This window comes from Mesotoga sp. BH458_6_3_2_1, from assembly GCF_003664995.1.
GTDB lineage: Bacteria > Thermotogota > Thermotogae > Petrotogales > Kosmotogaceae > Mesotoga.
In genome coordinates, this window is sequence record NZ_JFHL01000021.1 from 17,405 (window position 1) to 39,106 (window position 21,702).

A 21,702-nucleotide genomic window follows, 5' to 3' on the forward strand; every position below is an offset into this window, starting at 1 on the left:
CGTTAGGTTAGTCGTACCAATTTGACTGCATTCCTTGATTCAATTCGAAGCGCTTGGAGGCATACCAACCATAGAAAAGGCCGCCGCTTACCTGGTAGTAAAATAGCGGCGGCTGGACTAGGGGTAAACAGGGGTACTAGTGTGGTACTCTCAATCGGATACGGGCTTTCCAACTCTAAAGATATTCTTGAAAGCGTTCTGGATCTTCATGACCAATCTGTTCATTAAGCGGACAAGCAAAGGCTCTGAACTTTCCGTTTCTGCCTCCAGGTTTTCCAGCAGCAATGTCGTGCTGCCTCCAGAGTCAACTTTACCAGCGCCGGGACCTTCTCCCTTTCCTATTCCCGGAGAACCAAATCCTGCCCCGGGCTCCTGCCTGTCGGGGATGCCATCACCGGGACCCTTGCCATTATTTGCCAGGGTCAAGCCAAATATCATTGAAACGAACAGTAGAATCAACATAGCCTTTCTCATAGTGGTTAACCCCCTTCTTGTACATTTAGATATTAGAATATTCGCGATTAAAGAGAGATTAATAAAGAAAGGTCTTTTGGAAAGCCGGATATGCAGAATCATTTGAGGAGAACTCGTCTGATACAATCAGGGATGACATGAACAAAAGGAGGCACTGATCTTGAAATGTGAAGTCGACAGAAATCTTGAGAATTGCAATTGCACCTATCCGGGCTGTCCAAGAAAAGGAAAGTGCTGCGAGTGCATCGCTTATCACCGTAGAAACGGAGAACTCCCGGCCTGCTACTTCACTGAAGAACAGGAGAAGACCTGGGACAGAAGCGTTGAGTACTTTGTAAAGGTCAATAGCAAGAGATAGCATTCAGATATGTTGAAATCTCCAACAAGTGGAATGGATATCCTCTTCCAAATGAGATATAGCAATAGATGATAAAATGGAATGATTATAAATTGTCTAATCTCGATTCGGGATCGAGATTCTTCTGGAGGAAGAGTTGAATCAGAAGTTCTATAAGCGCTTCTTTACGATAAAGGAGTCTTACCAGATTCTCTTCGATGCGATGAGAACAATGAAACACATGAGCCGTGCAAAGAGAAAAGAAGAACTTAGCACCGAGTTGATAGAAAAGGTCATGCTTACCGTAACCGAAATAAACGGGTGCGAGGTCTGTTCGGTCTTCCACAACAAGGTCGCCGAGAAAGAGGGAATGAAGGAAGAAGAGATTCAGATGCTCTTTGTGGCTGACGTTGAAGAGATCCCGCAGGAGGATGCTCCCGCCATCCTATTCTCGCGAGAATATGCAAACTCTTCGGGAAACCCTTCCGAGGATTCATGGAGTTCTCTTAAGACCTTCTATGGGGAATCGAAAGCCAAGGGAATACTCGGTGCCGTTAGGACAATCATGATGGGAAATACCTTCGGAATAGTGTGGGGCGCACTGGTAAACCGTCTTAAGGGAAAGCAAGTTGAGGGAAGCAGCCTATGGTATGAAATCAGCATGCTCGTCTCTTTCATCTTCTTCATCCCCGTGGCGATCGTCCATGCCTTGCTCGCAAGTCTTTTCAAGAAGCCCATAATTGCCTTCCAGACGCAGGAAGCTGCTGTTTAGACCGTGGTTGCGGGTAGGTGGTAGCAGGTAGGAAGATCAAAGGATCAGTGGTAAGTTGCAAGCATAAATTACGAGGTTCGGGGTTGGTGGTTGCGGGTTGGTAAGAGCGAGTGAAACAGGATCACCGTTGAATGGTTCTCCGTTCGCCGAATAAAAAACTAGTTCTTCGTTCTTGGTTAGAACCATGAAGCAGTAGCATCAAGATTCCGACCAGGAGCTTTGTCGGAATGACGGCATTTTACGTTTCTTCACTCCAGCGCTTTCAACTTGCTACTGCTCTTCATTAAAGACTAAGGACGGCTTTTAATGCTCTTGATCTTAAATCCCCGCTTGAGCGGGGGGGACCGCTTGCGGTGGGGAGTGTGCTCCTTGAACAACGTTTAGAATAGGTTGGCCTGTTCGAAATTGAACGACAAATTCACTCTTCACGTTGTTTGGTCTGTGATCCATAGGCATACTAATAGAAGCAACCTGGAATGAACATCGAACAACCCTCTCAGGGGACTATGTCAGGGCAGCAACTCTTCGAAACGTTGGAGACTCACACCTTCCTCCACTACGTGGCCCTCCTCCCTCAAGGGAGGACTTAAGATCAGGATCATCGGGAGCCAAACACAGCATTCGCGCGAGAACCAGCGCATTAATGAAATTTAACTACCTAACTCATGGTTAATGATGAGCTCCCTCAAGGGAGGATAAAAATCCTTATTCAGAAGGTCAAACAGTTTCTAAAGGATCGTCCCTTGATCCGGGGCATGGACTGTTTTTCACTGCGTGAAGCATTTTCTTTCAAACAAACAGCAGTCGTTTCGCCCGACATAGTGGGAGCTGGCCTGTGAAAGCAGACTGGCTTCTGAATGACTCCCGCGGAAGCGACATCACTTACGCTCTTGGCCTTCTCGGAGGAGAACCGTTGACGGTGGACCCGAGAAGGCTTCCTGTCGAAGGCGGCATCGCGTCTGACTATAGTAACATCACTTCCTCGCACCAGCGAGCCTCACTTCCGGCGATCTCTTCGCCCCATCTATCTTTCAGTCAACAGATCCAACCAGAGGAATTCGATCGGAACTAACAATGTTAGAATTTGGTGTAATACCACGAGGAGGTGTTGACAGTGAAAAAGGCTAAATTCCTTGTTCTGGTTGTTCTCCTTCTTTCAATCCTTTCGTTCTCAACGACCATCAAGATGTATCTAGTAACCGATTATCACTCTCACGCAATTCCCTTCTATTCTGAGGGGCAACGCGGGTTCGGGGGAATCGCCAAGATAATTGCTTTTCTGAAAGACAAAACCGGCGATGAAGACACTCTCGTTTTTGGCGGCGGAGACATGATAAACCTCGGGACCCCGGCGTGGTCCGACAAGTTCCACGCCATAGAGATGCCCTGGTTCAACAACATCTTCGATGCCATGGCTTACGGCAATCACGACTCGGAATACGGACCGGCAGATTTTCAGGAAGTCTGGAAAGATGTCACTTATCCGATTCTTGGCGCCAACGTTCTCGATGCAGGCGGCGTACCTGTCTTCGAATACTTTGGAAAGAGATACTTGGTCCTAGAAGTTGAAGGCAAGAAAATCGGTGTCTTCGCTCTTGCAGGATCGGATTTCGATAGTCTTGTCAAGCCAGCTGCAAGGCCAGTTGAAGGAGCGACTTTCGGAGATTTTATGATAACTGCGAGTGAGATCGTTGACGAAATGGAGGCAGAGGGAGTCGATCTCATCGTTTTTATAGGACATGCAGAGTACGAGGAGACGCTGAAATTGGCAAGAGAGATCGAAGGCATAGACCTGATTTTCGGTACACACAGCCATCTCAAGATCCCTCTTACAAAGATCGAGGGAACTGAAACATACTTCATTTCGCCTTATCAGTATGGAACATATGCGGCGGAAGTGGTAGTTTACTTCGGAGCCGACGGTCAGAAATCCGTCTCGGGATCGCTAATACCCATGGACGATTCCATGCCAGAGGATCCAGTCATAGCGGATAAGGTAGAAAAACTTCAGTACGAACTGGAAAGCGATCCTGAGTTCGCTCACCTGTTCGAATGGATCGGGGATGTCGAAACGGAACTCTCTGCGGCCAATGTCAACACGGGAGAATCGGTTCTCGGCAATTTCGTGATGGACATCATTAGAGAGAAATCAGGAGCAAACGTAGCCCTTTCTACTTCGAGCAGCTTCAGGGCATCTATTGCACCGGGATCGACTGTTTACGAGGATCTGAAGAACGCCCTTCCTTATGTAAACATAATCTATGTCTATGAGGTGAAGGGAGAAACGCTTGAGAAGATTCTGAACCATTCAGTCAGCCAGAGCGGCACCGGGTTCTTCTCTCAGGTCTCCGGTGTGCGATTCATAATCAGCAACGGAAAGGCAAAGTCGATTGAGGTCCAGGCGGATTTGGAATGCCCGGACAGCTTCGATTTACTGAATCCCGAGGCAACCTATCTGGTAGCTACAACGAATTACCAGGGACTCTTCGCTCCAGGTTACAAGGATCTCTTTGCGGGGCTTCCATACACCGATACCGGACTGGATGTACAGAAGATAGTCAAGGAATATATGCAGAACAACAGCCCGGTAAGCGCCAGACTTGACGGAAGAATTAGGTAATAGATAACCGTAAGTACAAACCCCCACTCAGGTGGGGGTTTTCTCTTGTGCGGGAAATATCGTCTTCCGGACTTCCAACCCGTTTCAGTTTAACTGACTGTCTCCTCCGGCGCAGATTCTCTATCTGCCGCGGCCTTCTTTCTTTTCTGGAGATTTCTGACTCTCCAGAGGAACAGCGATCCGCCGACCGAAACAAGCCCCATTACTACATAAACGGGAATTGCGCCTACCTCGTCCAGCCCCAACCCGATTAGCGGCGAAAAAACTGCAAAGGAGAGACTGGCGGTGAGACTAACTATCGAGATTATCGTCGCCCTGAAGGCATCTTCTATCTGCCTGTTGATATAGAATCTCATGATAGGCTGGTATATAGCTCTGACTATCTGACCAAGCGCCAGAAATGCAAGCGAACCGACGTTCAGAAGAATCAGAGGGATTAGATACGCGCCTCCCATCAGTAATCCAAGGAGTGTCAGCGATTTTCTCGGCCTGACATTTTCGAAGAGCTTCATTAGATACCTTGACGAAAGCGCACAAACGACGTTGAACCCAGCAAAGACAACCCCGTAGAGGGCAATATCCAGCCTGACAAGTTTAAAGTACGGCTCATACAGCCAGAAGCTTGCCCTCAACATCACTCCCATCAGCGCTGAGAAGTACAGGGCCCATCTGACTCTCGGCTTCTTTACGGCATCGCCGAAAGACCTAGCAACGTGAACCAGATACGACTCTCTTGATCTTTCTCCATGGTCAGGCTCTGTGAAGAAGAGGGAATAGCCGCTCGATAGAAACAGCATTCCCAGAGATATCCAGAAGGGAATGTAAGGTGAAACTGAATATAGAAGCCCGCTTGCTATCGATCCAACGGCCTGACCTACGAAGATATTTGACATGGCCTTCGCTTCTATCTTGCTGTATTCCTTCTCTCTTTCCATTCTTGAAAGACTCTCGTAAAGTATCGCCGAGTCCGCCCCTGAGCTGAAAGTCATTCCAAGCCCAAAGAGCAGCTCTGCAAGGACAAAGGCCAGAAAACTTCCGCAGAAAATATACAGAGACAGTCCGAAGGCCATTATTACCGATGAAATCGTGAGGGAGAACTTTCTTGAAACCCTGTCGGCTATCGAACCGGTCGGCACTTCGAAGAGAACAACTGCCACTGCCGAGATCGACTGCAGGAGCATCATCTCCGAATAACTCAGCCCCTTGAAAAGCATATAAGGGACAAGAACCGGACCAATGATGAGCATGTTCTGTGAAAACTTGAAACGGTAGTAAACTGAGATATTTCGATTCATCTTCTCCCTCATGAGATCATCTCCTAAACAAAAAGGGTGGCTCCCCGGCCACCCTCTCTTCGGTATTCTGAGATTTCTACAATTTGTATTTTCTCAGTAGATCATCCAGCGCTTCCCGTAAGAGTGATGACTCGGTTCTGTTCAAAAGGGCAGTTAGTTTTACCAGTCCGTCGAGCTGCGATCTCAAGTAGTAATTGGATTTCATAACCATCTTCGATTCCTTTTCAAGCGGCGCAAAGATTATCTGTGCTCTCCCTGTGACCTTTGCCTTTCTCATTCCCTCCGAAAGGAGGTTCAGCAGTTTCTCGACCGTCGACGCGTTCCTTGGAAACTCTCCTACTGCACCGCTGACGGTAAACCTAACCGTCTTTCCCTTGCATTCAAATGAGAGCTTCGAAATAGTCTGAGTCAAATCCTGCATCTCCATAAACAGAGTCTCAAGGGTGTACTCGCTGCTGTAGACAAAAAACTCGTCTCCAAACCTGACAAACGACAGCTTATCCGGGAGATTCTCCTTCAGCGTCTTGTCGAGAATTTCGAAGACCCTGTCTCCGCAGTCTCTTCCATATTCCTTGTTCAAAAGCGAAAACTTGTCGATATCTATATCTGCAATAGCAAAGGGGCCTTCGTTGGAGAGTTTCTCGAGTTCTTCTTTCCACTGATCAAAAGTCATATGTATCCTCCTATGTATATACTGATATATGTATATGGATATATTATCACCAAGTGTATTTATATCCGATTTCCGGAAGGTTAACTCTTGCAAGACAGACGTGGAAGAATAAATGACGAGGTTCGGGGTTGGTAATTGCGGGTTGGTAAGAGCTAGTGAAACAGGATTACCGTTGAATGGTTCTCCGTTCTCCGAGGAGAATTTGTCATTCGTTCAAAAGCGAAAAATTCGTTCTTAATTCTTGGTTGAGATCAAAAAACACGAGATTCTGAATCAAGTTCAGAATGACAGGTTGTTGTGTTTTTAAGAATTACAGGACGCTGTCGGAATGTGATGTTTTCCGAATAACCTAAGTCCGTCATCCCGGACTTGATCCGGGATCTGGGTTTTTGAAGACCGTGGCCGGGGGGTAGCGGATAGGGGGTTGGAAAGAACAGAAGATCAGTTCCAAGTTGCAAGTTGTGAGTTGCAAGTAAAAAAGCCAAACGAAACGGGTCTCGAAAGATCAAAACAAAACGGTTATCCGTTCGCTGGGGAGAGCCGTGAAGCAATTCATCAAGATTCCGACCAGGAGCTTTGTCGGAATGACGGCACTTGACGTTTTTTTACTTCAGCTCTTACAAACTGCAACTGTTCTTCATGAAAGACCAAGGATGGTTTTTCACAGCGATCAGCCATCAGCTTTTCTTAGCAAGTCTCCAGCGGCTCCAAGATCGACATGCTGACACAACTTAATAACGAATTTGTGGGCTAATTCGGAGGACGGAGAACCGTTGACGGTAGACTTGAGAAGACCTCCTGCCGAAGGGAGCCTTGCGACCATCGATGCTTTCCGACTCAGTGCGCCTTATGTTTTTTCCTTCGTCAGCGGGCTCTCCTCCTCCGCGAAACTGAAAAAATCTATGTCAGTTTGGAGTCTTTTCAATGGTATAATCGCGACAAGTCACATAATTCATCCTACCTTAATCCAACGCAACAATGACAACCGTTCTCCAAAATCACACGTCTTTCAAGGAGGTTTCTTTGAAATGAGAAGATTTCTGGTTTTGATTACTGTCATCTGTGTTGCCTTTTCTGTAACCCTTCTCGCTGCAGACTCGTTTACTGTTTACACGACTCTTGAAGAGCTTGCAGCGAAAGAGCTGTTCGACAAGTACGAAGAAGTGACCGGTATAAGGGTTGACTGGGTTAGACTGTCCGGTGGAGAGGCAGAAGCTAGAATGGAAGCTGAGAAGCTGAATCCGCAGGCCTCAATTTGGGTTGGAGGAGTCGGACTGAACCACATCAGCGCAAAGCTGAAGGGTCTCACCACCCCTTATTTCTCTAGAGCCGCTGCAAACACCCCCGAGCAGTACAAGGACCCCGAGGGCTATTGGATAGGTCTTTATCTCGGACCGCTGGCCTTCGCCACTCACAACGGCCGTGCAGCAGAACTCGGACTTGAAGCACCCAAGGGCTGGTTCGACATAATCGATTCTAAGTACGAGGGCCTCGTGAGAGTGGCGAATCCAAATACTTCAGGAACGGCCTACAATCTTATCACTTGCATGATTGCTCTCTTTGGTGGTGACGAGGATCTGGCTTTCCAATATCTTGAGAAACTGGATCAGAACATTGAGATGTACACAAGATCCGGTTCCGCCGGTGGAAAGAGTGTAGCAATAGGAGAAATTCCCTTTGCTATAGGCTATGCTCACGATATGGTCAAGCTCAAGGCCGAAGGGGCAGACATCACAATTACTGTTCCTGAGGAAGGTACAGGCTTCGAAATCGCTTCTATGTCTTTGATCAAGGATGGACCGGATCCTGTCAATGCTAAGAAGTTGTACGATTGGATTCTGACCGAAGAGGCGCAGGCTATTATCGCAAGTTGGTATGTTATACCAGTCTCAAAGATAGCTCCTAAGCATCCCCTTTCTTTCAGCATGGACGAAATCAAGACAGTTAACCAGAATTACGTCTGGGATGCTGAGAACAAAGAAAGACTGCTAGATCGCTGGACCGATGAAATCGGCGGCGGGGTAGAATAATTGGTTGATCGGAGCAGGAGCTAGTCTCCTGCTCTTCTTCATTTATGCTTCACCAATCAAGTTACTCTTGGGGTGTGATCGAATTGTATTCCTGGAGAAAACTCCTATCATTTGCGTTAATTAGTGTCTTGGTCTTTGTGGCCCTTTTCTGGATCTTCGATACGCTGAAGGACTCTTTTTTTAAAGTTGTTAGAGAAAACCAAAGGCAGCTGGTTACTGTTCTTGCCGAATCGGCACCAAGAGAAAGGGAACTGGCCGAGGACTGGATTACAGCAGTAAACAAGGAGTTCAATGAAGCGGAAATAATCTATGTTCACGGAGTGCCCGGCTGGGATGAACTGCAGGTCTTCACCCCGAACGAGCAATTGAGAAGCTTTTATGAATCGAATAGGAGTTCGGAGGACTTCGAAAAGGGGCTTGAAAGCGTCTACTATCTTGAAAACTACTACTCTTCCCTCGAGTATTCATTCGAAGGAAAGAGTATTTCGATGGTGCTCGCACCACTGATAGATGAAACTCGTTATGACATGACGGGATTTCTTGTTTTCCTAATGTCTGCGGAAGCAGGAGAAAATTATGCCAGCCTGCTGAATATATTTATGCTAGGTGCTTTTGCCATTTTTGCCATTATCTATTTCATTTCGAAATTCTTCAGAGATCCTATCATGGGCTACATCATAATGGGACTCTTCCTCATGGTTGGAATCTTCGTAGCCTATCCTCTCTTTGAAGCCGTCAGATTGACTTTCCTTGAAGACGGGAAGTTCTCGATGCAGACCTGGGTTACGATTCTCTCTTCAAGGCAGTATCTTAGCGCGCTATGGGGAAGCGTGAGGTTAGGCACCCTTACGGCTTCCTTCTCGACTATCATAGGATTCATCTTCGCGTTTGTGATAAACAGGACGGCCACTAGGGGGAAGAAGTTCCTTAGCACTATGGGCCTTCTGCCTGTAATCTCTCCTCCTTTTTCCCTGTCACTGTCGCTTATCCTTCTCTTCGGGAGCAACGGCCTAATTACTAAGCAGATACTCGGGCTGAAGGACTTCACCATATACGGACTTGGAGGCCTTACAGCCGTACAGACTATCGGCATGTTTCCGATAGCATTCCTGACTCTATCGGGTGTCCTGCAGGCCATTGACTCGACTCTTGAGGAGGCCTCTCTTGACCTAAATGGGAGCCGTTGGAGAACCTTCTCTAAGGTTACGTTCCCTCTGGCTATTCCAGGAGTCCTGAGCTCCTGGCTGCTAGTATTCACCAACTCGCTGGCCGACTTCGCAAATCCCCTGCTTCTTGCAGGCTCGTACAAGGTCCTTTCGGTGGAAGCATATATTGAGGTAACCGGAAGGAACAGACTTGGTCACGGAGCAGCTCTTTCAATACTGCTGCTGATGCCTACGCTGACGGCCTTCCTGGTTCAGAGATTCTGGGTGAGCAGGAAATCGTATGTAACTGTAACTGGAAAGCCTTCTTCAAGGCTAAGCGACCTCGTTTCAAAACCTGTGAAATTCGGCCTCATTACGTTTATTGTTCTCTTCATAGTATTTATCCTCGGACTGTATGGAACGATAGTGGCTGGCTGCTTCGTAGCCAACTGGGGTATAGATTACTCTTTCACTCTGAAGAACATAACGGAAGCCCTGCAGAGAGGAAGGGATGCAATAGTAGACACTTTCACCCTTTCGGCAGTTGCCACACCATTCGCCGGACTGATAGCTATGATGGCCGCGCTGGTAATCGTTAGGAAGAAGTTTGCAGGGAAGAGAGTTCTTGAGGGGTTAATTCTCGCACCGTTCGCCATACCCGGAACGCTAATCGGCATCTCATATGTGCTGGCCTTCAACAAGCCTCCATTAATCCTCGTTGGGACTGGTGCAATTATCGTAATCAACTACATAATAAGGGAACTGCCCGTCGGCGTCGAAGGAGGTGTGGCTACTCTCAGGCAAATAGATCCAGCAATAGAGGAAGCGGCGCAAGATCTGGGAGCCGATTCTACAACTGTTTTCCGGACTATCGTCTTGCCTCTGATACGTCCCGCCTTCATTTCCGGGATGTCATACACTTTTGTCCGATCAATGACTGCCGTCAGCGCGATCATATTCCTGATATCCGCTCAGTGGTATCACATGACGGTTCTCATATATAACTTCTCAGAATCGATAAGATTCGGACTGGCTAGCGTTCTTTCCACCGTATTGATTATCATCGTCTTCGGCGCGTTCGGACTGATGAGACTTCTTGTGCGAAAGAACCAGTACATGGAAAAGAACGTAACTCTAAACTGATTATTGGTTTGCGAGGTGGTTTGATGTCAAAAACTTCTGTCTCAGTTAGGATCGAAAACGTCACAAAGGTCTTCAAAGATGTCAAAGGGAAGGCAGATGTTATTGCCGTTAACAATGCCAATTTCGAAATAGAACCAGGAGAGTTGGTAACCCTTCTCGGGCCATCGGGCTGTGGAAAGACCACTACCCTGAGAATGATCGGGGGATTCGAACTTCCCACGAATGGAAAGATCTATCTGGGCAATGAAGACATAACCTATCTGCCGCCCAATAAAAGGGATACTGCAACCGTCTTTCAGAGTTACGGGCTTTTTCCTCACATGAATGTTTTCGACAATGTGGCGTACGGCCTCAAGCTGCGAAAGCTCCCCTCAAAGCAGATAAAGGACAAGGTAATGAACACACTGGACCTTGTCGGTTTGAAGGATCTTGCCCAGAGAGCTCCCTCTAAACTGTCCGGCGGCCAGCAGCAGCGTGTCGCACTTGCGAGAAGCCTGATTGTGGAGCCTTCCGTGCTACTTCTAGATGAGCCTCTTTCAAATCTGGACGCCCTGTTGAGGGAACAGATGCGAGTAGAAATAAAACGCATCCAGAAGACCCTTGGAATAACCACGATATACGTGACACACGACAGGGTAGAGGCCATGAGTCTCTCTGACAGGATAATCGTGATGAAGAACGGCTTCATAAGGCAGATCGGCTCACCGAACGTGATCTATGAGGATCCAAACTCAAAGTTCGTTGCGGGGTTTGTTGGAAAAGTCGCTTTTTTACCGGTAGAAGTTCTAGAGATAGGCGAAACATGCAAAGTGAAGTTTGAAGAGAACACTGTGGAGGTTCGCAAGTTCTCTCCTGAGATGTCACCTGGAGATAGCGCCGTCATTATGGCAAGGCCGGAATCTCTTAAACTCGTCGATCCCGGTGAAGGGATGATAGAGGGCCAGGTCGCGACAAACATATACCTCGGAGGAAGCCTAGAATCCTTTGTTACGACCGATCATGGAGAGATTCTCGTTCAGATCGATAACCCCGCCGAAAAAAAAGTTTACGCCGAAGGAGAAAAGGTGTCCATTGCGATCATTCCACATCTGGCGAAAGTCTTGCCGGATAAAGATGAATAACAGTTGTTTAATCATGTAAACCCTTGAAAGGTAGGCATTGCAAACGAGGTTCGGGGTTGGTGGTTGCGGGTTGGTAAGAGCAAGTGAAACAGGATCGCCGTTGAGTGGTTCTCCGTTCTCCGAATAAGAACCTGTTCTTCTTTCCAGAGCGAGGATCAGATCTTTGTTCTTGGTTAAGTCAAAAAACACGAGATTCTGAATCAAGTTCAGAATGACGGGTTGTTATATTCTTAAGAATTAGGAAACGCTGTCACAGGATGTGATGTTTTGCGAATAATCTAAGTCCGTCATCCCGGACTTGATTTGGGATCTGGGTTTTTGAAAACCGTGGCCGAGGTTAGCGGGTTGCGCATCTGAAAGACCAGAATGAAAACGTATCACCGTTGAATGGTTCTTAGAAGAAAACTGTTCTTAGTTCCAGAGAGAGATCAGTTCTTCGCGCATGATCAAAATCGTGAAGCAGCAGCATCACGATTCCGACTAGTTTTGTCGGAATGACGGCATTTGACGTTTCTTCACTTTACGACCTGCATCTCGGAACAAGCAACTAGTAACTGCCCTTCATCAAGGACGGTTCTTCACATCGTTTAACGTCTCTCGGCAAGTGTCAAGCGCTCTCAAGACCAAGATTCTGAATCAAGTTCAGAATGACGGGATGTGCTTGACCAGAAACGAAGAACCTGGACGCGTAGCGTCGGAACGAAGAACTGCTCTTTTTGGAGACGGCTCTTCACAGCGGTCAGCGGCTCTTCTCCAGCGCAGCGGAACTGGCCGCGCGAAGTGCGATGGTCCTGATGTTCTGCATCAATTGTGTTTTTTGGTTGTTCTTGCCACTGCTTGCAGTGACTGGCCTCAGCTTGAAGCTGAGACTGGCACCACGAAGTGGTACTGGCGAAGGCGAAGCCTTCACTGGCGGCGATGATTCTCGCCTTTTGACTGGCCTGCGAAGCAGACTGGCTGTTCTTACCTCACATCGCCTTGACTGAGTTAAACTTACAAAGTAAAATGAATTCAGCAACTCTATATGCCGTCTTTGGAGGCGATTTTGATGTTGGTTTTGGCTCATAGGGGTATGGGGAAGGGCAGATACGAGAATACGTTGAAGTCTTTTGAGGAGGGTCTGTCCTACGGCGCACATGGTATTGAGCTCGACGTAAGGCTTACGAAGGACGGCGCGGTGATCTTGAATCACGATCCCGATCTCAAGAGAACTATGGGATTAGATGTCAATCTATCTGAAACCTCACTCACCGAACTGGACAAGATGGGCCTGATTGGATTTGATTCTCTAACTACTCTCGAAACGGTTTACAAAGAGCTTCCCGAAGAGACATTTATTAATGTTGAAATCAAGGCCGTTGAAGCCGTCCCGCAAGTAATAAAGATTATCAAAAGGTTTGACGCAGTCGAGAGAACCATGTTCTCCTCTTTTCATCATGATTGTCTGATTGCATTCACTCAGGAGTTCTTCGGTAAACCAATGATTGCACCTATAATAGATAAGGAAATCCGTCAAGTCGGTGGCGAAGAGTATCTAACGGGTGTCATCAAGGAGTACAAGCCCTACTCAGTAAATCTCAATAAAGATCTCTTCGAGTACTTGGGACTGGAAAAGGGCCTCTCCATTTTGCGTAAGGTGCGTGAAGGCGGAACCAGAATCTCTCTCTGGACGCTGAACGATCCGAATTTGCTCCTCAAGGTTAGGGAAGTCTGCGACTTCCTGATTACCGACTGTTCTGATAAGATGATGGAGGTACTATGAAGCAAACTACGCGCAAAAGCCTTATTGTCACCTTTCTAATCTTAATTTCACTAATGATGCTTCTTGTATCCTCTTGCGGAGAGAAGACAGTCCAGCCCGAAGAGCAAATCACGCTTTCTGGGGAAGAGATTCTTGCTCTTTCGGGAATTGAAGAGAGTGAGATCAATTTCAGCAAGGTCAAGCTAGACGTTTCAGGAAAACCTCAGCTTACAATTGCAGTCTACGACGGGGAAGGGAGAGAGATCTTCTCAAAGGACTTCCCTCAAAGTGAAGTTAAGGGAGGCCACGTTACGATTGCTGTGATCAAATCAGAGGTAATCGATGCCCTGCGATTTCTATATGGCATAACCGACTCAAAGGGAAGCTTCTCCCCAATAGTTCAGGACTTGCCGTACTTCCAGTATCAAAATGTTATTGTCAACAACGCCGATATTACAAGAATATCCTCAAAGGGAGAGTTTAGATTGTCTAGCGTAACCTTCGGTCAAGAAAGGCAGGAGATTTTTCTTAGAGTGAAGTAGATTCGATGCACCGGGAGGGATTGACTTGAAAAGGCTTTTAGTGGTGGTGATTCTTATGGCTTCTTTAATGGCATTCGGAGCAAGTTTGCCCAAAGAAAGGATTCAAAATGCCCTAAGTATTCTTCAAGAGCTTTCAGAAACGGAAGACAGTGGATCCTTTGCTGAGTTGATGGGCAAGTCCAACGGAATAGTTATTTACCCTGAGATGGTGAAAGCCGCGCTTGGATTCGGCGGGCAGTTCGGAGAAGGTTTTATGCTTAAGAGAGGAGAAGATGGCCGCTGGTATGGGCCGTTATTCCTTAAGCTATACGGCATAAGCTACGGATTTCAGGCCGGTGTTCAGAAGAGCGGTCTGGTGCTTGTCATTATGAACGAGAAGGGCATTGAAGGTTTTCTAAGCAACAACGTCACCCTTGGCGGAAGCGCCTCGATTTCAGCCGGGCCCACGGGCAAGACTCTTTCTGCCGATACCGATTACAAACTTGAAGCTGCCATCTACTCTTATTCGGTCAGCAACGGCATCTTCGCCGGTGTCTCACTGGGCGGTTCGATTGTTCGCCAAGACACCGAAACGAACAGGGAATACTATGGATTGTCGCTTACTCCCACCGAGATTATTGAGAGGGAAGCCAGCGGAGTGGAAATCGAAGAGCTCATTGGGTTTCTCAATTCATTGATTGGCCCCAAAGAATAGCCTGGCGCTTTTGCAGTAAGAAACTGCAATATTCCGAAAAGCAAATCGGCTCTTAACTTCGAAACTCCGATTTGAGAGCTTCTGTTCTTTCGGTATCCAGCCTTCCCGTACTATAATGGCTTCAAGGCAGCTCCTTCTTGGCTAGAAAGGGTAGGTGAGGGTTCTGAGACTTCTCTTGGTTTTGTTCATTGCTCTTGTATCCGCTGGCCTCGCTGTGAATATTGAAACAATCGAGAGCCTCAAGAATGGCTGTTGTAGTACCAATTCGAGGGGCTTTGAGATGGAAGACGGTTATGTTGCAACCGTTACTGCAATTCCCTATGAAGCCATTTCGGAACTGGGTATTCCAATCGATGATCTAGTAGGCCTCCTGTTTTTTGAGCTACCGGAGAACTCTCTGGAGGTATCGTTTCTGAGCGTTACTGTAACAGGGAAATGCAAGCGGGGCGAGCCTGTGGACGGGGTCTGGGCAGATCTATACATAATTGGGGAAGGGTTTCTTGTCCAAACTGCAAGGTATGATCCATTTATTCTGATTGATTCAAATAGACTAGTAGTTGCTCTCTCGATTTACCTCGATACGTCAATTTACTATTCAGTTGTTCTGAATGGAAGTGGAACAACCATCAAATGGGAGTTCAACAATGTCATGTGACGAGACAATGCAGTTCGATTCAGAAAAAGGGGGCGGAGGTCTGCGATGAGAAAGCTTAGCAGAAAGATCTCTCTTCAGTTTCTGCTTTTCGTTCTGGCGGTATTGACTGTACTCGTCACACTACTTTCGATAACATTTGTTCGCACTGCCACAGATGAATACAAGAGCTATCTCAGCTCGAAGAAGCAATCTGTCTTTCAGTGGTTCATCGATCTGCGCAGAGACATGAAGCTCTTTGTTGACGGGTACGCTCTAGAAGGCGTGTTAAACAACGAATATGACGTTCTCGTCCGACTTGGGGAAGAAAGAGATATAATCCTAAACAGGTCCGCGCTTTCCGAAGAGGAAATCGATGAGCTTAAAAACTCTGGGAACGGCTTCAGAATGTTTGAAAGACAGCTTGTTTACTTCTCCACAATGATCAGCAACGAATCGCAGTACGTGGTCGGAATAGTCTTCGACAACAATGATATAGAGAGTCTTTCATTTTTTCTAGGACAGGATGGAATCGCTTTTCTTCTTATTGACGATTACTTCGTGATTTCCAGAGAGTTCTCAGACTCCGGCCTTTACGTCAGGACGGTACTTGACGAGGAGAGATGGTCAAGCGAAATACCATTCTCCGTAAGCGAGCCAAGACCAGCCTTTTCAATCTTTTCCTCCGGTTCGCGCTTCTTGGTAGACAAGGTTTCAATCGGCGGCGCAGATATATATGTTCTTCAGTCTGAAGGCCTTCTAGTAATGCTTAGAAACAGACTTCTTCCGATTCTCAGTATCGTTGTGCTGGGTGTATTTGGATTCTCATTCGTACTCTCCTTCTCTCTTAACTCCCATATATCCAAAGCCCTTTCTGAGTTGCTGAAGGGATTTGAATCGATAAAGAAGGGATCCTTTTCACGGGTGAAACTCAATTCCAACGATGAACTCGGAGAGATTGCCTCAGAACTTAACAACACAATGGGGTTCATAGAGAAGACACTGGACAGACTTAAGAACTCCAACGAGTTGCTCAGAAAGGTTTCAAAAGAAGCACAGCAGGCGAGTAAGATGAAATCGGAATTTCTCGCCAACATGTCTCACGAGATGAGGACTCCGATGAATGCTATCCTGGGCTTTGCCGAGCTTTTGATGAACGAGGAGACGAATCTTGAAAAAATGAAGTACTTGAAGACTATTTACAGAAGCGGAGAGCATCTTCTAAGCCTTATCAACGATGTGCTCGATCTCTCCAAAATTGAAGCGGCCCGTTTCGACCTTATGATCTCCCCTTACAGCCCAACGAAACTGGTCAGCGAGTTGACCGAAACATACCTTCCGATGGCATATTCAAAGGGTCTGCATTTTGCAAACAGCATAACCGAAAGAGTTCCGGAATATGTCGACGGTGATGAGTTCAGAATGAGACAGGTTTTAACAAACCTGATTTCAAACGGTCTGAAATTCACCGAGAAGGGATATGTTTCCATACTTCTTGACTATGATGGGAAACACCTGATCTACGCCGTTCAAGATACAGGCTTCGGGGTCTCCAGAGATGAAATTGACAAGATTTTCGAACCCTTTATCCAGGCAGATGGGACAATGTCAAGGAAGTTCGGTGGAACGGGCCTTGGCCTGGCCATAACGAAGAGAATTATTGAATTGATGGGTGGAACCATAAGGTTTGAGAGTAAGGTTGGTGAAGGTTCGAAAGTAACTGTGAGAATACCTTCACAGATCTCAACGGAAATACCTAAGCAGAAGGAAAAGGCAGAGCTCCCTGTATCGGGAAAGGTCATCCTTGCATCGGAAAATGAGGATTTTCTTATTATTATTGGCTCGATGTTAGGAAGAAATGGAGTACGCTTCGAGCCCGTTACAAATCTAGCCAATCTCTCAAGAGCGGTAAGAGAACTAGGCGCATCTCTTGTAATTGTAGACACTCCGAAGAATGCGAGCGAAGCTCTTACTGCTCTTGACGAAATCAGTGAAGCCGCCATAATAGTAATAACAGATGCTTCGAAGGATGAGGTCCAGTTTGGCGACAGGGCAGACGAAATAATTCAGAAGCCGGTGAAGGAAGATGAGCTTCTGAGCAAAGTTGGGAATTATTTCGAACTAAAGCCGAACTCTGCCAGTGACAAGTATAAGATTCTTCTGACTGAAGATAATGAAGCCAACCAGCTGTTGATAAAAGAAGTACTTGAAAAGGCAGGTTATTCCGTCGATCTTGCCGGCAATGGTAAGGAGGCCGTGGAGAAGATAAGGAGAGACAACTACAATCTCGTTCTTATGGATATGCAAATGCCTGTTATGGACGGTTATGAAGCCACAAAGATATTAAGAGAAGAAGGTTACAAGATACCGATTATTGCCTTGACTGCACACACAATGCAGGGAGATGAGGAAAAGACAATCGAGGCCGGGTGTGACGGCTTCCTTGGGAAACCTGTTAAGCAGTATGACCTTCTCGAAGTTGTTCGTTACCACCTTGGTGTTTACGGAAAGAACGTAAATAGAAGAGCAGACAGCTTTTCCAAGCCGGGTGCGGCTAAGCATTCATCGGATAGTATCAGTCTCTTCGCAAAGGACATGGGATTATCTGTGGAAGAGGCAACCGCTATGTTCGCCGAATATGGGAAACACATTGACAAGACAATTGCCAATATCCAGAGCTCCCTCGAGAGAAAGGACATGGCATTCATCTCCAGAGAGGGCCACGGCCTTAAGGGTTCCGGCAGGATGTACGGTGTAGAGGAGATTTCCGAGATAGGTTTCGTGATTGAGACGGCAGCAAAAAACGGCGATGAACAAAACGTCTCTGATAATCTGCTAAGGCTGCGAAAGGTTTATAGGAGATTCTGGGAGTAGGATTTGAGGTTGCATCTATAGCTTCGACCAGGCTTCCTTAAGGATTTCTCTGTCAGTCTTGACTAATCGCATCACTTTTCTGTTGAGAACTCTCGATGGGTGCTCCCATTCCAATTCCGCTGGGTTCTGTGCAAAAGAATCACTATTTCATTTTCCCCACTTCGATACAAGCTTGATTCTCCAACATAAGAGAGAAGCAGGCATTCAAGATATGGTAACATTGAGAATACTACTCAATAATGCAGACGGAACTGACTATTTCGAACATCCGCAACCCAGAAGTGATTCGGTCATTTTCAGTACTGATTCCATTTGAAAGAGAGGGAAAAGCATGGCCACAGTATTCTTTACTGATATGGAGACCACTCCACAGATGGGACTTCTCTCAAAGGTCGAGGCTCTTGTTAAGAAAGCTGGTCTTGAAGACGTAATTGAGGCCGGCAAGCTTGTTGCAATCAAGCTTCACTTTGGGGAGTACGGAAACCTCGCCTACATCAGGCCGAACTATCTGAGGGTGATCGCCGATCAGATAAAGAAACTGGGGGCCGTTCCCTTCCTCACTGATGCAAACACTCTTTACAAAGGGAGCAGGGCAAATGCTGTCGATCACATCGCGACTGCCTCCTTGAATGGCTTCACGATGGAGTCAGTGGGCACACCGGTTGTAATTGCCGATGGACTTAGAGGCTCGGATGAAATCGATGTCGAAATAGAGGGTGAATTCATTAAGAAAGCGAAAATCGCATCTGCGATAGCTCTAGCAGACGCCCTTGTTGTTGTAAGCCACTTCAAAGGACATGAGCAAACTGGATTTGGAGGGGCACTCAAGAATATTGGAATGGGTTCAGCCTCACGGGCCGGAAAAATGGAACAGCACTCCGAGTCCAAGCCGGTTGTCAGAGAGACAAACTGTGTGGCTTGCGGAATGTGTGAGAGAAACTGTCCGACTGGAGCGATTACAGTTGAAAGAGTCGCGAGAATCAACTACGATCTCTGTATCGGCTGCGGTCAATGCATTGCCATGTGCAACTACGGTGCGATGAGCGCCGGACCGGGCGGCACCCCAGAGTCTCTGAGCAAGAAGATTGCCGAATACGCTCTTGCAGCTTCAAAAGGAAAGAAGGCCCTCTATATCTCCTTCATCAACAACGTGTCGCCGGATTGCGATTGCTGGCACATAAACAGGCCTCCAGTAGTGGAAGATATCGGCATAGTGGCAAGCAGAGATCCGGTAGCGCTGGACAAGGCATGCATAGACTTAGTTATCAAAAGACTGGGATATGATCCTTTTGAGAAGGCCCATCCCGGTATCACCTGGCATCATCAACTGGAGCATGCCGAAAATATCGGACTGGGAAAAACCGCCTACAAACTCCAGAAAGTCGCCTGCTTCGGCAGATAGCAATGAAAGATCCAGGAAAAGCTATTTTCTTGCTCAAGACAGATCGGCTATCAGTCCCTGGATTATTTCACTGAGAGTGTCGAAACTGAATTTTTCTCTTCCAAGCTCGAAGTTTCTTTCAGTGACTTCTCTGTATCTCTCTCGATCGAAGAGAAGTTCGGAAATTTCTATTGCGGCGTTCTTGATATTCATGGCGGGAATCTCCACCAACCCTTCCTTGTAGCCATACTGATCACCTAGATCAATGAAGGAGATACCACTATCCTGAATGTCGCTCATGAAAACGCTGTACCTAAAAATGGCAACGGGTTTCCTAGAGACGAGGGCCTCCAGGAGCTGATTGCCCCAGCCTTCGAAGATAGTTGGGTACGTCACGATATCTGCCACACTATATGATTCGAGGAATGCCTGCTGAGTCAAAGAAGAGCAAGAGGCGATATCGATTACTTCGACTCCGAGGTTCGATGCTAGATCATCGAGTCTCAACCTGTAATTTCTGGACTGCCTTTCGGTAATGCCGGAATAGACAAGAACGACTCTTCCCGAGAACGCTTTCCCATTGTACAGATTCTTACCAGTCAACGATCTTGAAACGATATTGAATTCAGCAGCAAGTCTAATAGCTGTTTCGACGGCCTTTCTCTCCGTTATTCTTGTAGCCTGCAGAAAGACAACATCACCTTCATTTATGCCGGACCTGCTTCTGATTTCTCGATTGATTTTGTCTGAAGTCCAGTCTGACTGCCGAAAATCCATAACGTTAGGGACGACTTCAGCCCGAATCGCCCTTCTCCTACGAAGGTCAGAGGCTGAAATTGAATTGATCGTCAGATTTCTCACGTTCTCAAGGTCCGGAGGAAAGTAGTCTTGTAAGAGTTCCATTATTCCCCGATAAGGACTGGAGTAGTAAGGTCGGTCCCACCAGAAGTCGTGGTTGTGAGAGATAAACGGCTTTTTTGTCTCTTCTGCGTAGTCATGCAGAGCCAGTCCCGCAGGTATAGACCATCCAAGTGACCAGATGTTGTTCGGTATAAGAAGATCGAAGTCAGAGAGAACCGATCTGAAGCTGCCGAGCATCTCGGCGGTTCTCGTGGAAAGTTCATCGAGCAGTTCGCTTTCCGATGAAGTCGTTCTGCCGTAGAGCTTCGAATTCAGGATTTCATTTTTCTCGTCGTTGTATTCTATCTCCGGAATCACAATATCTACACCGGGAGCGTTGTTTCCCGCAATGATCTCCACCGAGTGGCCCATTCTTGAGAGAACCTTACGCCACTTTTCCATTTCAAGGGAAACACCGTCCATCAGTCCGGCCCTGTAGTGAATCAAACCCACTCTCATAAGAACACCCCCTTGCCGAATAGTCAAAGGAATTCATTACTAATATCCAATAATCTCGCCGGCATGTCAACAGTCTAGATGGCCAACACACTTACGAGTCATCTGGAATGGGCGGCAAAGATGATAAAATCCATTAATATTTCTGGCGCCGCTGGAGATTACTTCGTTATTGCGGTTCCGGTAAGGAGGAAAGACATTGAGGTGTGGAGTGGTACTGGCCGGATGCGGCACTGAAGATGGAACGGCGGTCGACGAAGCAATTATAACCTTTCTTTCTCTCGAGAAAGCCGGGGCCGAGATCTTCTGTGTAGCACTGGACAAAGATCAATATGAGGTCTTCAATCACCAGACCCGGAAATCGGCTGAATTAGAACAGAAGAGGAATCAACTCACTGAATCTGCTCGATTACTCAACGGATTGGTAAGTGAAATCGAAGACGTCTGTGAGGATGATCTGGATCTCCTCCTTATTCCCGGTGGCAAAGGAGTACTCAATAGCCTGTCGACTTTTGAGGATGAGGAAGAGCAATTCAGAGTGAATAATGGTCTGCAAAGACTTCTGGTTAACTGTTTCAAGAAGAGAAAGCCTCTGGGTGCGGCCGGCGAAGGGGTCTTTATCCTTGCCAAGTCTCTTGAAAATGTCGCTGCAAATCTTATGGTGACTGCTTCCGGCAACCCGAGCAGAAGATTAAGTGTCGTTGAGAAGCTTGCTATCGATCATGTTCCGTGCGAAGAAGGTGAGGTCTGTGTAGACAAAACAAATAGAATTGTCACAGCCCCTCTTCTTTCAAGATTCAAGAACCTCGCAGAAAAAAAGGTAAATATCGAGAAGCTGGTTGAGAAGCTTCTGGAAATGGTTTATTAGCAGAA

Annotated in this window: 17 protein-coding genes; 13 read left to right on the top strand and 4 right to left on the bottom strand. The window is 46.9% G+C overall.

Translation table 11 applies throughout. The features are described from left to right. Positions 1-150 precede the first annotated feature (150 nt). Positions 151-474, bottom strand: coding sequence for a hypothetical protein (locus tag Y697_RS10145; RefSeq protein WP_121551511.1), 324 nt, complete (start codon positions 472-474; stop codon positions 151-153). 160 nt (positions 475-634) lie between these two features. On the opposite strand from Y697_RS10145, the gene Y697_RS10150 reads away from it, so the two are divergent. The 3 genes from Y697_RS10150 to Y697_RS10165 all read left to right on the top strand — a co-directional run bounded on the left by Y697_RS10150 (position 635) and on the right by Y697_RS10165 (position 4,203). After that, positions 635-832 (top strand): DUF6485 family protein, encoded by a 198-nt coding sequence (locus Y697_RS10150; protein WP_039882561.1) that lies wholly within the window; start codon positions 635-637, stop codon positions 830-832. A 136-nt stretch (positions 833-968) separates the two neighbouring features. Continuing rightward, positions 969-1,583 carry a carboxymuconolactone decarboxylase family protein gene (locus Y697_RS10155; RefSeq protein WP_121551512.1) on the top strand — a complete coding sequence of 205 codons (615 nt, stop codon included), beginning with the start codon at positions 969-971 and terminating at the stop codon, positions 1,581-1,583. A gap of 1,114 nt (positions 1,584-2,697) precedes the next feature. Continuing rightward, the gene (locus tag Y697_RS10165; RefSeq protein ID WP_121551513.1) at positions 2,698-4,203 is read left to right on the top strand and encodes a bifunctional UDP-sugar hydrolase/5'-nucleotidase; all 1,506 of its coding nucleotides are present in this window, start codon (positions 2,698-2,700) and stop codon (positions 4,201-4,203) included. 89 nt (positions 4,204-4,292) lie between these two features. Here Y697_RS10165 and Y697_RS10170 read toward each other — a convergent pair whose 3' ends face one another. After that, on the bottom strand, positions 4,293-5,510 hold the full coding sequence (locus Y697_RS10170) for an MFS transporter (RefSeq protein WP_121551514.1): 1,218 nt from the start codon (positions 5,508-5,510) through the stop codon (positions 4,293-4,295). 64 nt (positions 5,511-5,574) lie between these two features. Then, on the bottom strand, positions 5,575-6,171 hold the full coding sequence (locus Y697_RS10175; RefSeq protein ID WP_121551515.1) for a GGDEF domain-containing protein: 597 nt from the start codon (positions 6,169-6,171) through the stop codon (positions 5,575-5,577). 1,028 nt (positions 6,172-7,199) lie between these two features. Between Y697_RS10175 and Y697_RS10180 the strand changes: the two genes are divergently transcribed. From Y697_RS10180 to Y697_RS10225, 9 genes are all read left to right on the top strand, one after another. Next, positions 7,200-8,201, top strand: a complete 1,002-nt coding sequence (locus Y697_RS10180) for an ABC transporter substrate-binding protein (protein WP_121551673.1) — start codon at positions 7,200-7,202, stop codon at positions 8,199-8,201. A 74-nt stretch (positions 8,202-8,275) separates the two neighbouring features. Then, entirely contained in the window at positions 8,276-10,489 is a 2,214-nt protein-coding gene (locus Y697_RS10185; RefSeq protein ID WP_121551674.1) for an iron ABC transporter permease, read from the top strand. Positions 10,490-10,512: 23 nt separating this feature from the next. Beyond that, a complete protein-coding gene (locus Y697_RS10190; protein WP_121551516.1) occupies positions 10,513-11,610 on the top strand; it encodes an ABC transporter ATP-binding protein in 1,098 nt (365 codons plus the stop codon). 1,048 nt (positions 11,611-12,658) lie between these two features. Then, the gene (locus tag Y697_RS10200; RefSeq protein ID WP_121551518.1) at positions 12,659-13,372 is read left to right on the top strand and encodes a glycerophosphodiester phosphodiesterase family protein; all 714 of its coding nucleotides are present in this window, start codon (positions 12,659-12,661) and stop codon (positions 13,370-13,372) included. After that, positions 13,369-13,893, top strand: a complete 525-nt coding sequence (locus tag Y697_RS10205) for a hypothetical protein (protein ID WP_121551519.1) — start codon at positions 13,369-13,371, stop codon at positions 13,891-13,893. Before Y697_RS10200 ends, Y697_RS10205 begins: the two co-directional genes overlap by 4 nt. A 25-nt stretch (positions 13,894-13,918) precedes the next feature. Next, entirely contained in the window at positions 13,919-14,587 is a 669-nt protein-coding gene (locus Y697_RS10210) for a lipid-binding SYLF domain-containing protein (protein WP_121551520.1), read from the top strand. 181 nt (positions 14,588-14,768) lie between these two features. After that, the gene (locus tag Y697_RS10215) at positions 14,769-15,242 is read left to right on the top strand and encodes a hypothetical protein (RefSeq protein WP_259462490.1); all 474 of its coding nucleotides are present in this window, start codon (positions 14,769-14,771) and stop codon (positions 15,240-15,242) included. A gap of 45 nt (positions 15,243-15,287) precedes the next feature. Next, positions 15,288-18,092, top strand: a complete 2,805-nt coding sequence (locus Y697_RS10220; RefSeq protein ID WP_121551521.1) for a response regulator — start codon at positions 15,288-15,290, stop codon at positions 18,090-18,092. A gap of 331 nt (positions 18,093-18,423) precedes the next feature. Next, positions 18,424-19,494: a DUF362 domain-containing protein gene (locus Y697_RS10225; RefSeq protein WP_121551522.1), complete on the top strand. Its 1,071-nt coding sequence runs from the start codon at positions 18,424-18,426 to the stop codon at positions 19,492-19,494. 33 nt (positions 19,495-19,527) lie between these two features. Here the strand turns inward: Y697_RS10225 and Y697_RS10230 are convergent, their stop codons facing one another. Continuing rightward, positions 19,528-20,832 (bottom strand): glycosyltransferase family 4 protein, encoded by a 1,305-nt coding sequence (locus tag Y697_RS10230; RefSeq protein WP_121551523.1) that lies wholly within the window; start codon positions 20,830-20,832, stop codon positions 19,528-19,530. 196 nt (positions 20,833-21,028) lie between these two features. Here Y697_RS10230 and Y697_RS10235 point away from each other — a divergent pair, with 196 nt between their 5' ends. After that, complete coding sequence (locus tag Y697_RS10235) at positions 21,029-21,697, top strand: DJ-1/PfpI family protein (protein WP_121551524.1); 669 nt, start codon at positions 21,029-21,031, stop codon at positions 21,695-21,697. The last annotated feature ends 5 nt before the right edge of the window (positions 21,698-21,702 follow it).

What these genes read in the sequence shown, in the direction of transcription:
- Y697_RS10145 (WP_121551511.1), bottom strand. Translation starts at nt 474, where the DNA reads ATGAGAAAGGCTATGTTGATTCTACTGTTCGTTTCAATGATATTTGGC.
- Y697_RS10170 (WP_121551514.1), bottom strand. Translation starts at nt 5,510, where the DNA reads ATGAGGGAGAAGATGAATCGAAATATCTCAGTTTACTACCGTTTCAAG.
- Y697_RS10175 (WP_121551515.1), bottom strand. Translation starts at nt 6,171, where the DNA reads ATGACTTTTGATCAGTGGAAAGAAGAACTCGAGAAACTCTCCAACGAA.
- Y697_RS10180 (WP_121551673.1), top strand. Translation starts at nt 7,200, where the DNA reads ATGAGAAGATTTCTGGTTTTGATTACTGTCATCTGTGTTGCCTTTTCT.
- Y697_RS10190 (WP_121551516.1), top strand. Translation starts at nt 10,513, where the DNA reads ATGTCAAAAACTTCTGTCTCAGTTAGGATCGAAAACGTCACAAAGGTC.
- Y697_RS10200 (WP_121551518.1), top strand. Translation starts at nt 12,659, where the DNA reads ATGTTGGTTTTGGCTCATAGGGGTATGGGGAAGGGCAGATACGAGAAT.
- Y697_RS10205 (WP_121551519.1), top strand. Translation starts at nt 13,369, where the DNA reads ATGAAGCAAACTACGCGCAAAAGCCTTATTGTCACCTTTCTAATCTTA.
- Y697_RS10220 (WP_121551521.1), top strand. Translation starts at nt 15,288, where the DNA reads ATGAGAAAGCTTAGCAGAAAGATCTCTCTTCAGTTTCTGCTTTTCGTT.
- Y697_RS10225 (WP_121551522.1), top strand. Translation starts at nt 18,424, where the DNA reads ATGGCCACAGTATTCTTTACTGATATGGAGACCACTCCACAGATGGGA.
- Y697_RS10230 (WP_121551523.1), bottom strand. Translation starts at nt 20,832, where the DNA reads ATGAGAGTGGGTTTGATTCACTACAGGGCCGGACTGATGGACGGTGTT.